The organism is Enterococcus sp. DIV1337a (assembly GCF_051712285.1).
Taxonomy (GTDB): Bacteria; Bacillota; Bacilli; order Lactobacillales; family Enterococcaceae; genus Enterococcus; species Enterococcus faecalis.
This window is the reverse complement of sequence record NZ_JBIOOP010000001.1, coordinates 1,367,326-1,380,351: the sequence shown is the minus strand read 5'-3', so window position 1 is coordinate 1,380,351 and position 13,026 is coordinate 1,367,326. Positions and strand designations below refer to the sequence as shown.

The window sequence follows — 13,026 nt, the reverse complement described above, 5'->3', positions numbered from 1 at the left end:
AGGAGTCGATCAAGTCATGAAAAATCAATGGCGTGTTATTTTGGGCCTTGTGTTGGTCTTAATTGTTGTTATTTTTGCTGTTTTAAATAATCAAGCTGTTCCAGTAAACTTTGGTTTTACTAAAATTAGTGGACCGTTAATTTTAATTATTTTAGGTTCTGCAATTATTGGTGCACTAGTTGGATTACTAACCTCGACGACCACTATTTGGAACCAACGTAAGGAATTAAAATCTTTACAAAAAGAGTTGGATATTTACAAAAATGATATGGATAAATTAGTCAAAGAAGAAACGGAAAAAGTTCAACGTTCTTTTGATAATCAATTGGCTGATTTGCAAGCCAAACAAGCGGTAGCCACACAAGTCTCAGAACCAGTGGTCAACGAACAAACATCAAACACAGAAGTAGACGCAACGCCTGTGTCAGGTAGTCGTATTGATCGTTATGTGAAACCTCGTGTGAATGAAGAGGAACAAAAATAAGTAAGAGACTTTATCGCTAAGTTTCTTTTAAAATTAAACTGTGATATCTGCTATTTATCTAACAGATATCACAGTTTTTTTCTCAGATTTAAAAAAATGCTTTCTTTAGTTTTTGGAAAAATTTTGCTATAATTACTTGGTTAGGAGTGACGTCGTGAAAAAATCAAACTATCAATGGCAGTTACAGACAAAGACAGAATTACCTGTAGAATTTATAGAACAATTAAAAAAAGAAGAAATTAATCCAGTAATTGGCCAACTTTTATGGCACCGCAATATCCGGACAGAAGAAGCATTACGTAAGTTTCTACATCCAACTATCGAAGATATTTATGATCCGTTCTTAATGCATGATATGGAGAAAGCGGTAGCCCGCATCCAGCAAGCTGTCGAAGCGGGTGAACAAATCCTTATCTATGGGGATTACGATGCAGATGGCATCACTAGTACCACGGTTATGAAAGAAGCAATCGAATTAGTCGGTGGCATGGTTCAGTACTTTCTACCGAATCGTTTTGTTCATGGATATGGACCTAATAAAGACGTATTTGCTGAACAAATTGAACAAGGAGTCCAATTAATTGTAACCGTTGATAATGGTGTAGCCGGACATGAAGCAATTAGCTACGCTATGGCTCAAGGGGTAGATGTAATCGTTACAGACCATCATGAATTGCCTGAACAATTACCAGAAGCCTATGCGATTGTCCACCCTAGGCATCCACAAGGAGACTATCCTTTTGGAGATTTAGCTGGTGTTGGCGTGGCTTTCAAAGTCGCTACTGCGTTACTTGGTGAATTGCCAATTGAGTTATTAGATTTGGTAGCAATTGGGACAATTGCTGACTTAGTTTCATTAACCGATGAAAATAGAACGTTTGTCAAAATGGGCCTGCAAATGATTCAAACTGGCGATCGGATTGGTTTAGACGTTTTACTACAAGAAGCGGGTGTGAAAAAAGAAGCTGTTTCAGAAGAATCAATTGGCTTTACCATCGGACCTCGTTTAAATGCGTTAGGTCGATTAGGGGAAGCCGCACCAGGTGTTGAATTGCTGACTACATTTGATGAAGAGCAAGCGCTGGAAATCGCTAAATATATAGATCAACAAAACAATGAACGAAAAGACATTGTAGCGACGATTGCCAAAGAAGCGCTAGAATTAGTCGACCCGCATGCGCCGGTCCACATTTTAGCGAAACAAGGCTGGCATGAAGGCGTCTTGGGGATTGTCGCGGGCCGCATTATGCAAGAAACGGGAAAACCAACCATTATTTTAGCAATAGATGAATCTGGTAAAACCGCAAAAGGCTCTGGACGTAGCATTAGCGCATTGAATCTCTATGAGGCGTTGAACGAAGTGCGTGAGCAATTCACTCATTTTGGTGGGCATCATATGGCAGCGGGAATGACTTTACCTGTTGAAAATATTCCTTTTGTTCAAGAACATTTGGCACACTTTATTGAAAAAAATCAAATTGATATGGCTAATGGACAAGAGTTACTCATTAGTGAGAGCTTAGCGGTTTCGCAGGCAACGACTGCTTTTATTGATCAATTGCGTATTTTAGCGCCTTTTGGGACTGATAATACTGTTCCAACTTTTGTATTTAAGGAAATCACGCCTACGCAAATTCGTCAAATTGGTGCAGATAATGCACATCTGAAATTTCAAATGAATCAAGAAGGGGCACAATTGGATGCAATTGCTTTTCAAATGGGGCCTCAAGCGGATGAACTAGCACAAGGAACTGCCGATGTGGTAGGACAACTTTCCATCAATGAATGGAATGGTCGTAAGAAGCCACAATTAATGGTGACCGATTTTGCTGTATCGGGAAGACAATTATTTGATTTTCGTGGGAAAAATAATCAAACGAAACCAATTCCTTCAGAAGCAACAGCTTATCTTTTGTTTGATAAAAAAAATCAAAAATTCATTTCAGATCCAACCGCTAAAATGATCGTTTGGTCAAGCCAAGAAGAATTGGTGGAAGCTGTTTCTCAAAATAAAATCGAACAACTGGTTTTTGTCGACTGTCCTGTGGAAGCAATCACAGTCAAAGAAATTGTTGAAGCGACTGAGATACAACGTATATACATGATGTTTATTTCACCAGAAGAAGCTTATTTAAACGGTATGGCTTCACGTGAACAATTTGCAACATTGTATAAATTTATTTTGCAGCAAAAAGAAGTAAATCTACGTTCTCAGCTATCAAAGGTGGCAAATTACTTAAATATCCAAGAAAAATTATTAATTTTCATGATACAGGTGTTTTTTGACTTAGGATTTGTTACAATAGAAAGCGGTGTTTTAAACAGTATTGAAAAACCCAACAATCGACCATTGACTGAAAGTCAAGTATACCAACAACGATTGAAAAAAATAAAAACAGAAGAATTTCTACTTTACAGTGATTGTCAAACAATACAACAGTGGCTGTGGAATGAGGAGGACAAATAAAAATGGATTTAAGAGATTACATTGCAAGCATTCCAGATTATCCTGAGAAAGGGATCGTGTTCCGTGACATTTCTCCATTAATGGCTAATGGGGATGCCTACCGTGAAGCAACGAAACAAATCGTGGATTACGCGAAAGAGAAAAGAATTGATATGGTTGTAGGACCGGAAGCTCGTGGCTTTATTGTCGGCTGTCCAGTGGCTTATGAACTAGGGGTCGGCTTTGCTCCGGTTCGTAAAAAAGGAAAACTTCCTCGTGAAACCATCGAAGTGACTTATGATTTAGAATATGGTTCAGATACATTAACGTTGCACAAAGATGCCATTACACCAGGTCAGCGTGTTTTAATTTGTGATGACTTGTTAGCAACTGGCGGTACAATTAAAGCAACCATCGAATTAGTCGAACAATTAGGTGGTATTGTGGTTGGTTGTGCGTTCCTAATTGAATTAATGGATTTACACGGCCGTGATAAAATTGATGGCTACGATATTGTTACCTTAATGGAATATTAATCTAATTTAATTAGAAAGAGCGAAGGAATTTAATCCTTCGCTCTTTCTTTGACATATTTATAAAAACGGAGCGTAGCTTGGGGGGAACACACCGTTTTATTATTTATTAAGGGAACTTACGATAAACGTATCTTGCTTGCTGTTGTTTACGTGTACGTGTATAACGCTTCTCATCCCATGACATAAACCAAAGAATAAATAACGGCGTCACGATCATAAAAGCAAGACGTAATCCTAATGTTCCCAAAAAAATACCGATAACCAATACAAAAAATAAAAATCCAACACGACGAATTGCTTCCATGTGTATCACCTCTTCATTTGATTCGAACGAGTGTTCGTATTGTTATTATACGAATGTATGTTCGTTTTGTAAAGTCTTTTCTACTAATTTATGTTAAAATAATTCGAAAAGAAGAATATTCCTTTATAATAAAGAGATTTAGGGCAATAAAAGAACACGATGCTCAAAGCATCGTGTTCTTATTGTGCTGTGATTACGTATAAAAGAGAACAGAAAAATACATGAGGATTGCGGCAAGCATGACGAACAAGTGCCAAACTACATGCATAAACCGCACATTTTTCAATGAATAGAAGGCTGCGCCTAATGTGTAAGCCACGCCCCCTGCGACCAATAACGCTGTTCCTGTAAACCCAAGAGATTCATATAACGGACGAGCAGCGATGATACAGAGCCAACCTAAAACAATATAAATAATCGTTGAAATGTTTTTCACTGTTTCTTGTTTATGCAACGTGAGGGATTTATAGACAATACCGACGATGGCGATTAACCAGACTAAACTAAACAAGGTCCAACCTAACCAACCGCCAATACTAATTAAGCAAAACGGCGTATAGCTGCCAGCAATCAATAAGAAAATAGAACTATGATCGAAGACCTGAAAGACCTTTTTGGCTCTTGTAAAAATTAAACTATGAAATAACGTTGAAGATAAAAAAAGTAGAATCAACATGGAGCCATAAATAGCATAAGATACCACGTGAATTGGTGAGCCTAAACGAGCCCCTTTAACGAGTAAAATGACTAAGCCAGCAATACTTAAACCTGCGCCTATGCCATGCGTAACTGCATTTAAGACTTCGTTCACGATTAGGTATTTTTTGGAGAAATGCGTTTTTTCCAATAAATTCACTTCCTTTATTTTAATTTGATGAAAAATTCGGCAGTGTCTGTTATACTATAACTAGATAATTAACCGTTTAATGGTATTCTACCATGAAAACAGGTTCCTTTTAAAGAAAGAGTGATAAATTTATGACAAACGTTAAAATCGTAACGGATTCTTCATGTACGATGGAAAAAAGTCTTAGAGATGAATTAAATATCCATATGATGCCTTTATCAATTATGGTTGATGGCGTTGTTTATCCAGATGATGATCATTTGCCAGGCGAAAAATTTATGGACATGATGGCTAATGCGAAGGCCTTACCCAAAACCAGTCAACCACCAATTGGTGAATTTGTAGAATTATATGATCGCTTAGGTGAAGATGGCAGTGAAGTAATTTCGATTCACATGACAAAAGGCTTAAGTGGAACGGTTGAAGCGGCCCGTCAAGCTAGCAACTTATCATCAAGTAAAGTAACGGTGATTGATAGCGATTTTACAGACCAAGGTTTGTCTTTCCAAGTCATTCAAGCAGCAAAATTGGCACAAGCGGGAGCGGGTGTTCCAGAAATTTTAGCTGAAATTGAACGCGTCAAACAAAATACTAAATTATACATTGGCATTTCAACATTGGATAATTTGGTTAAAGGTGGACGAATCAGTCGCACAACAGGATTATTATCAAACATTTTTAATATGAAAGTTGTCATGGACTTTGAAAATACGGAATTGATTCCTGTAGCGAAAGGCCGAGGCGTTAAAACGTTTAATAAATGGTTTGACGAATTGAAATCAGAATTAAGTAAGATTCCAAATGTTCGACAAATTGGTATTTCTCATGCGGATGGGCTAGAACTAGCAAATGGATTCAAAGAAGGATTACAAGCAATCTTTAAAGACATGGATATTCCCGTATTACATACGAATCCAGTCATTGCAACACATACAGGAAAAAATGCCTTTGCTATTATGTACTATACAGACTAAGAAATAACGAGGTTGGGTCTCACTCTTAAATGAGTAGACGCAACCTCTTTCTAACAAGAAAAGGAAAATTTCTTGTTGGTTTATTTAAAAGGAAGTGACGAAGATGAAAAAACAAACACAGCATATTTTGCTGACCGTCTTAACACCTATCCTCATTGCGCTAGGTGTTTTTACATTGTTAAGTGTGGCCATCCCCAAAGCGAAACCACTATTAAAGCAAGAGAAAGTGGCCACAACTGCTCAAAAAAATCAAAAAGAAGTCATTCATTATACAGCAATAGGTGATTCTTTAACTGAAGGAATTGGCGATTTGACGAATAGTGGAGGTTTTGTTCCCATTGTGGCGGATGATTTAAAAGAACACTACAACTTGAATGGTGTTCAAACAGACAATTTTGGGAAAAATGGGGATCGTAGTGACCAAATTTTAAAGCGAATCAAAGAGAAACCTGAAATTCAAAAGGGGCTTGCCTCTGCGGACGTGATTACGCTAACGGTTGGTGGCAATGACTTAATGAAAGTAATTAGTAGTAATATTTTCGATTTAAAAGTCAGCTCGTTCAATCGTCCACAAAAAGCTTATCAGCGCCGAGTAAGACGATTACTTGAAGAAATCCGCGAATACAACGAGAAAGCCCCTATTTATGTCTTAGGAATTTACAATCCCTTCTATTTAAACTTTTCCGAAATTACAGAAATGCAAGAAATCGTTGATAACTGGAATCAAGCAACCAAAGAAATGGTTCAAGAGCAAAAACGAGCCTATTTCATTCCTATCAATGATTTACTCTATAAAGGTCGTGGCGATGAAGTTGGCGTAACTGGTGGCGACTCAGAAACTACAGGAAGTAGTGCTAGCAAAGAGGATTTAAACAATTTGTTATATGAAGAAGACCGCTTCCATCCGAATAATCTTGGCTACCAAATCATGGCTGGAGCTGTCCGGGATGAAATGGTCAAGACAGAGAAAGAATGGATAACCAAATCAGAAGGTAGTGAATAAAATGAATGAAGAAAAGCCAAAAACAAGTAAATCAATTAAAAAGACACAACCAACCAATCCTAAACGAAATCCCTGGAAAATCGCTTTTCTTGTTCTAGTGGGTTTAGTCATTGGTAGTGTAGCTTTCGTAACATTTCGAGCAACACAAGTTCGCGAACCAGATTTAAAGAAAATACCAGCAATTGTTGAAAAAGAAGGCGAGCCAGTCGTCACTATTCAGTCAAAAAAACAACAAGTGAACAAACTGATTGACTTTTATTTAGCCGACTTTCAAAAAGACTCGGAGATCAAATATAAATTTTATTTAGAAAATGATGCTTTATTAAATGGAACATTTCAAGTGTTAGGGCATGACATTCCTTTTTACTTATATTTTGATCCTTACGTGATGGCGAATGGTAATGTACAATTAAAAGCAAAAAGTTTATCTATAGGAACGTTAGGCTTGCCAATTAAAGAAGTATTGAAATTTGCTAAACGTTCTTACAAACTACCTAAATGGGTTGAAATCAATCCAGATGATCAAACTGTTTTATTACGTTTAGATCAGTTTAGAATGCAAAATGGTCTATTTGTTCGAGCAGAAAAGATTAATTTAGTTGACGATGACATTCGGATGAATATATACTTGCCAAAAGAGAAATAAAAAAAGGAGTGTTAGAGATGGAAGAAAAAGCAATTTTTGCAGGCGGCTGTTTCTGGTGTATGGTGCAGCCTTTTGATACACAACCAGGGATTATCTCAGTTGTTTCGGGTTATACAGGTGGGCACGTGCCTAATCCAACATATGAACAGGTTCTAACACATACAACAGGCCATACGGAAGCAGTAGAAATCACTTTTGATCCAGCGATTATTTCTTACGAACAATTAGTGGAGATTTATTGGCAACAAACGGATCCTACTGATGCTTTGGGTCAGTTTCAAGACCGCGGCGATAATTATCGGCCAGTTATTTTTTATCGTTCTCAAGAACAAAAAGAAATTGCTGAGAAAAGTAAAGAACGTCTAGCTAATAGCGGCCGTTTTACAGAACCAATTGTTACCACCATCGAACCAGCAGCACCATTTTATCCTGCTGAAGAATACCATCAAGACTTTTATAAAAAAGACGCTTTGCGTTATGGGTTGTCTCATCAACGTAGAAGTGAATTTATCGAAGAAAAATGGAGTGACTAATTTAAATGAGACGAAGCTTTTACCATTACTTAATGACATTAAAAGGTCCGGCTAAAGATCCTGAAACTGATTTTGCCAATGAAGCGGCCAAAGATATTCAGTTTCCAAAACAAACTGAGGATTATCATGAACTTTCTTCTTATTTAGAAATGAATGCTGATTATTTAAGCAACATGGACATCTTTGATGAGTTATGGGAAAAGTACCTTGAAAACAATAAATAAATCCAGAGCGTGGGACAAAAATCACTTTGGATTTTTGCTCCACGCTCAAAAACTGATAAACGGCGGGAACAGAAGCAACTCCTTCGGAAATAAGCCGGAATTCTCCAAAAATTAAAGAACAATTTTCGGAAATTCCTTCTTATTTCTCGGAGTTAAACGCTTCTGGCCCGACCTCTTTTTTCATTCATGTTATAGTAAACAAAAGTAGTGACGAATTTGTTAGAAATGAGATGAAATCTATGAAGAACAAACGAACTGTTCCTTTTTATCAATATATTATTTCGCTCCTCTGTGTCGCATTTTTAGCTGGAGGAAGTAGTTATATTTATTTTGATCATCGTGTTAAAAAGATGAGTCAAGAAGGAGCAATTACCAATGCTGATTTAAGCAAAGTGCAGGATTTATATAATGAAATTAGTACCAATTATGTAGGTGAGGTAGATAAAAATGAATTAGTTGAAGGCGCCTTAAAAGGCATGTCTGAAGCCATTGGAGACCCATATTCAACTTATTTAAATGAATCTGCTGCCAGTGATTTAAATGAAAGCTTATCTGGCGATTTTGAAGGAATTGGTGCCACTATGACAATGAAAGATGGCGAACCAGTTGTAGCAGAGGCCCCTGTAGCAGATTCACCGGCTGAAAAAGCGGGAATCAAAGAAGGCGATATTATTGAAAAAGTTGATGGTACAGCTACAAAAGGGATGAAACTAGCAGAAGTCGTCTCAAAAGTTCGAGGTAAAAAAGGGACTTCCGTTGAATTGACTATCCAAAGAGAGGGAGAAACTAAAAATATCTCAATTAAACGTGGGAAAATTCCCGTTAAAACAGTGACTGGTGAGTTAGACAAAAAAGATGCACAAATTGGCTCGATTAAAATTACGTCCTTTGGTAAAAAAACATATCATGAATTGAAAGAAACAATCACGAATTTACGTGCCAAAGGAGCTAAATCTTTTGTAATTGATGTACGCCAAAATCCTGGTGGACTGCTAGATCAAGCAGAGCGAATGGCCAGTATGTTTTTAAAAAATGGCGAAACAATTGTTCAATTTGAAGACAAAAAAGGACGTACGATGAAAGAAGTTGCTTCCAAAGAATTAGACGACGGCTTTAAAGTAAAAGAACCTGTTGCAGTGATCATTGATGGCAATAGTGCCAGTGCATCCGAAATTTTTGCTGCAGCACTGCATGAATCTGCGAATGTCCCATTAATTGGAACGAAAACATTTGGCAAAGGAACGGTCCAAACGGTGAAAGATTTAAATGACCAAACAGAAATAAAATTGACTGTTTTAAAATGGTTAACACCAAAAGGCGAATGGATCAACGAAAAAGGAATTGAACCAACCATCAAAGCTGATTACCCCGAGTATGCCTATTTGAAATTGATTCCTCGCGATAAAACGCTAAAAGAAGGAGATCAATCTGAAGATATTCAGAACTTAAATGCTATTTTAGCTGTATTAGCGTATCCTGTTGATGAAAACAATGCAAACTACACCGCAGAAACAAAAGCAGCGGTTAGCGATCTTCAACAGAAAAATGGCTTGCCTGTAACTGGAGAAATCGACAATGAAACAGCCACAAAAATTGAAGCCACTTTAGGTAAATTAATTCTTGAAAATGACGCTGCCTACGATACAGCAGTCAAAGAAATTCAAAAAAACTAGAAAAAAGGTGGCACGAAGTTGAAGAAGAAACGTGATTATGTTGGGTATATAATGTATTTTCTGAAAATCTTAGTACCAGCAATCGTAGCCGTTTTTATTTTAAGAGGATTTTTCCTGATTCCTGTTCGGGTGGATGGCCATTCCATGCAAAAAACCTTGAATCAAGGAGATATGATTGTGATGGAAAAATTCTCCGCAATTAAACGGTTTGATGTGGTGGTCTTTAAAACAGACACAGGATCGATTCTGATTAAACGTGTGATTGGCTTACCAGGAGAAGCTGTGCGTTACGAAAACGATCAATTATATGTTAATAATCAGCCGATCGCTGAACCGTATTTAACTAAAAACAGAAAAAAAGATCATGAAACGGTGCCTTACACTACGAATTTTGATTCAAAAGAATTGTTAATGCAAGAAAAGTTACCTAAAGATAGCTATTTTGTGCTGGGTGATAATCGCCGCATGTCCAAAGACAGCCGTTCTTTTGGTGCAATCCAGGCAGATCAAATCTTAGGGAAAGCACAATTTGTTTATTACCCAATCACTCATATGAAGATCATTCCTAAATAAGTAAGATCGCTAGCTCGTTTATTTAAATAACGGCTAGTGGTCTTTTCTAATCTGAAAAATTGTTCTCTTAGCTGAAAAATGTTAAGGTTAAAGTAATGATAGATGTAGGAGGTCATGCAAATGATTAGAAAAACAATTTTAGCAAGTTCTATCTTAGGTATTGGGTTGCTGATTAGTGCATGTGGGAATCAAACCCAAACTCAAATGAATTCAACCAATACCAGTGAATCATCACAGGTTAAAGTAACTGAATCAAGTCGCAAGTCATCTGAAAGTGCGTCTAATAACGAAGCAATATCAAGCGATTCTAGCAAATCCACAAGTTCCACTACAGAATCAGAAATTTTAAAAGGTCTGGCGGAAGAAAAAACGCTAAAAGAAAAAATTCCTTCCTTGACTCAAACAACGATTAAAAAAGTCACTGATAATGAGTATAAACGCATTCTTGTGATGGAAGAAAAGGCTACAGGAACGACCTATAAAAGTATTTTGATAAAAAAACAAAATCGCTTAAAAATTGTCAACGAAACAACCGATGAATTGTTATATAATGGAACCTTATAAAAATGAACGCATTCAATAAACCTAAAAGTAAAACCATTGTTTTCAAAGAAAAATTTCTTTGGAAACAATGGTTTTTTTGTTGACAAAAAAATCCCTAAGATATATAGTTAGTTACATAAGTAGTTAACCGTTTAAGCGAGGTGTAAAAATGGAATTTAATTTTTCGGGGGAAAAGCCTTTATTTCAGCAAGTAGCTGATCAGATTGCTGAAGGAATTTTTAATGGCGCTTACTTAGAAGGCGAACAAATTCCCTCAACCACAGAAATATCAAAAAGTTACCAAATCAATCCAGCCACCGTTTTAAAAGGAATGAATTTATTAGTAGAACGACAGTTGATTGAAAAGAAACGGGGGATTGGCATGTTTGTCTTACCAGGCGCTCAAGAGAGAGTAAGAAGTGCACGGAAAGAAGAATTTTTAAATAAAGAAGTCTTAGAAGTTGTCGCAGAAGCTAAAAAATTAGGGATTACAGCTGAACAATTAAAACAACTAATTGAAAGAGGGTATGACGCATGAGTTTGCGGGTGGAATCAGTAAGCAAAAAATATCATCAAAAAAAGGCACTAGATAATATTTCAATTACTTTTGAAAAAGAAACGATTTATGGGCTCTTAGGCAGAAACGGGGCTGGTAAAAGTACGTTATTAAATATCATAAATAATCGAAGTTTTGCCACTTCAGGTTCCGTTAAATTGGCGGGAGAAACAGTGACCGATAATGAGGCTGCTTTGACTCATATTTACTTAATGAGTGAAGATAATTTGTTTCCTCCTCAGTTAAAAATTAAAGATATTTTTAAAACGACTGAAGGTTTTTATGGATCCTTTGACTGGTCTTTGGCCGAACAAATGTTAAGCGATTTTGGTTTAGATAGTAAAAAGACATTCAAAAAATTATCAACTGGTTATCGGAGTATTGCTAAACTAATAGTGGCGCTATCCGTTCCCTGCGAGTATATTTTTTTAGATGAGCCAGTCTTAGGTTTAGACGCCAATCATCGGGAATTATTTTATACTTATTTAATTGAGACATACCAAGAACGTCCCCGTACGTTTGTGATTTCAACCCACTTGATTGAAGAAATTGCAAATTTATTAGAAGATATTATCATCATTGATCAAGGAAAATTGATTCGCGCAGAATCCATTGAAACAATTTTGAAAAATGGTCGCATTATTTCGGGACCGAAAGAACAAGTAGAGCGCTATACTCAGTCATTGGAAATCTTAGGCATGGACACTTTAGGTGGGGCAGTTACGGCTTACGTGTACGGCGACTTGCCGACTGAAAAAGCAGAGGTTCAAATTGCGCCGCTAAATTTACAAACGTTTTTTGTGCAATTAACCAATAGAAAGAAGGAAAAGTAAAATGAAATTTAAAACAGCTTTGCAGTATCGTGTGATTTATCAAGCCCGTTCCTTAGCGATTTATTTTGGCTTTTATGCTTTGTTCGGCATTCTTTTTCCTCTTATTGGGTTGCTCTTTTCTAACGACGTGAATACTGTCAGCTCTGATGCGGTAATTCCTTGTCTAGTTTTTATGGGGATACTATCATTTTTGGGGATGAACACAGATTTTAAACTGTTTATTCAAAACGGGCTTTCCCGCTGGACGATTTTTTTGGTGAATTTTGTAAGTAATGCTATTTTATCTTTGGTTGGATCCTTCGTTGTACTTGTGCTGATTAAAGTATTTAGCGGCAATTTCATTTCTCATTTTCAATTATCAATGAAATTAATTGATGTCTATGCGCAAGGAAACTTTTTCATGTCGTGGTTGCTCTTTTTTATCTTATTAATGCTTACCGGCTCACTTGGCTTGTTAGCAGGTGTCTTTAATGATCGCGTAGATGGCGTAAAAAAAATCATTGTTTTGCTGCTGTTATTAATGATTCCTATTTTACTGGGCACGATTGCACAATTAGGGGGGGCACCAATGCGCCTGAGAATGCTTCACGTCTTGCAAGCAATGGTTGGTTATCAATCCACTGGTTTTACTGTCCTGCCACTTTTTCTGACAATTAGTTGCTTTGTTGGCATTAATCTTGGTTTGGCCTATTTATTGAATAAACATCGTGAAATTAAACGCGTAAATGCATAACTAATTAAATTAAAACAGATCGAGATTAATAATGAATACACTTTCTCTCAAAACAACAACATTTAATTAAAGCATATTCTTATATAAAAAGAAGGTAATAGGCGTATACTAAAAGTGT

At 36.7% G+C, this 13,026-nt stretch carries 16 protein-coding genes; 14 read left to right on the top strand and 2 right to left on the bottom strand.

Annotated elements, in window-relative coordinates:
* Positions 1 to 16 precede the first annotated feature (16 nt).
* From IGL49_RS06705 to IGL49_RS06695, 3 genes are all read left to right on the top strand, one after another.
* On the top strand, positions 17 to 484 hold the full coding sequence (locus tag IGL49_RS06705; RefSeq protein ID WP_104853690.1) for a LapA family protein: 468 nt from the start codon (positions 17 to 19) through the stop codon (positions 482 to 484).
* Positions 485 to 638: 154 nt separating this feature from the next.
* Positions 639 to 2,951, top strand: coding sequence for a single-stranded-DNA-specific exonuclease RecJ (gene recJ / locus IGL49_RS06700; protein WP_104853689.1), 2,313 nt, complete (start codon positions 639 to 641; stop codon positions 2,949 to 2,951).
* 2 nt (positions 2,952 to 2,953) lie between these two features.
* The gene (locus IGL49_RS06695) at positions 2,954 to 3,466 is read left to right on the top strand and encodes an adenine phosphoribosyltransferase (RefSeq protein ID WP_002357441.1); all 513 of its coding nucleotides are present in this window, start codon (positions 2,954 to 2,956) and stop codon (positions 3,464 to 3,466) included.
* 106 nt (positions 3,467 to 3,572) lie between these two features.
* On the opposite strand, the gene IGL49_RS06690 is transcribed toward IGL49_RS06695, so the two are convergent.
* Positions 3,573 to 3,770 carry a hypothetical protein gene (locus IGL49_RS06690; RefSeq protein WP_002360203.1) on the bottom strand — a complete coding sequence of 66 codons (198 nt, stop codon included), beginning with the start codon at positions 3,768 to 3,770 and terminating at the stop codon, positions 3,573 to 3,575.
* 193 nt (positions 3,771 to 3,963) lie between these two features.
* On the bottom strand, positions 3,964 to 4,617 hold the full coding sequence (gene trhA / locus IGL49_RS06685) for a PAQR family membrane homeostasis protein TrhA (RefSeq protein WP_162782485.1): 654 nt from the start codon (positions 4,615 to 4,617) through the stop codon (positions 3,964 to 3,966).
* Between the two features lie 131 nt (positions 4,618 to 4,748).
* On the opposite strand from trhA, the gene IGL49_RS06680 reads away from it, so the two are divergent.
* The 11 genes from IGL49_RS06680 (at position 4,749) to IGL49_RS06630 (ending at position 12,908) form a co-directional block, all read left to right on the top strand.
* On the top strand, positions 4,749 to 5,591 hold the full coding sequence (locus IGL49_RS06680) for a DegV family protein (protein ID WP_002357444.1): 843 nt from the start codon (positions 4,749 to 4,751) through the stop codon (positions 5,589 to 5,591).
* 103 nt (positions 5,592 to 5,694) lie between these two features.
* Positions 5,695 to 6,594, top strand: coding sequence for an SGNH/GDSL hydrolase family protein (locus IGL49_RS06675; protein ID WP_162782484.1), 900 nt, complete (start codon positions 5,695 to 5,697; stop codon positions 6,592 to 6,594).
* Position 6,595: 1 nt separating this feature from the next.
* Complete coding sequence (locus IGL49_RS06670) at positions 6,596 to 7,240, top strand: YpmS family protein (protein WP_104853687.1); 645 nt, start codon at positions 6,596 to 6,598, stop codon at positions 7,238 to 7,240.
* A gap of 17 nt (positions 7,241 to 7,257) precedes the next feature.
* Positions 7,258 to 7,773: a peptide-methionine (S)-S-oxide reductase MsrA gene (gene msrA / locus IGL49_RS06665; RefSeq protein ID WP_104853686.1), complete on the top strand. Its 516-nt coding sequence runs from the start codon at positions 7,258 to 7,260 to the stop codon at positions 7,771 to 7,773.
* Positions 7,774 to 7,778: 5 nt separating this feature from the next.
* A complete protein-coding gene (locus IGL49_RS06660) occupies positions 7,779 to 7,997 on the top strand; it encodes a YozE family protein (protein ID WP_002357449.1) in 219 nt (72 codons plus the stop codon).
* Between the two features lie 230 nt (positions 7,998 to 8,227).
* Positions 8,228 to 9,670: a S41 family peptidase gene (locus IGL49_RS06655; protein ID WP_162782482.1), complete on the top strand. Its 1,443-nt coding sequence runs from the start codon at positions 8,228 to 8,230 to the stop codon at positions 9,668 to 9,670.
* An 18-nt stretch (positions 9,671 to 9,688) separates the two neighbouring features.
* Positions 9,689 to 10,243 carry a signal peptidase I gene (lepB, locus tag IGL49_RS06650; protein WP_104853684.1) on the top strand — a complete coding sequence of 185 codons (555 nt, stop codon included), beginning with the start codon at positions 9,689 to 9,691 and terminating at the stop codon, positions 10,241 to 10,243.
* A 114-nt stretch (positions 10,244 to 10,357) separates the two neighbouring features.
* Positions 10,358 to 10,807, top strand: coding sequence for a hypothetical protein (locus IGL49_RS06645; RefSeq protein ID WP_162782481.1), 450 nt, complete (start codon positions 10,358 to 10,360; stop codon positions 10,805 to 10,807).
* A 148-nt stretch (positions 10,808 to 10,955) separates the two neighbouring features.
* Positions 10,956 to 11,324, top strand: coding sequence for a GntR family transcriptional regulator (locus IGL49_RS06640; RefSeq protein ID WP_002357453.1), 369 nt, complete (start codon positions 10,956 to 10,958; stop codon positions 11,322 to 11,324).
* A complete protein-coding gene (locus tag IGL49_RS06635; protein WP_104853682.1) occupies positions 11,321 to 12,175 on the top strand; it encodes an ATP-binding cassette domain-containing protein in 855 nt (284 codons plus the stop codon). The genes IGL49_RS06640 and IGL49_RS06635 overlap by 4 nt, the downstream gene beginning before the upstream one ends.
* Before the next feature lies 1 nt (position 12,176).
* Positions 12,177 to 12,908: a hypothetical protein gene (locus IGL49_RS06630; RefSeq protein ID WP_104853681.1), complete on the top strand. Its 732-nt coding sequence runs from the start codon at positions 12,177 to 12,179 to the stop codon at positions 12,906 to 12,908.
* Positions 12,909 to 13,026: the final 118 nt, after the last annotated feature.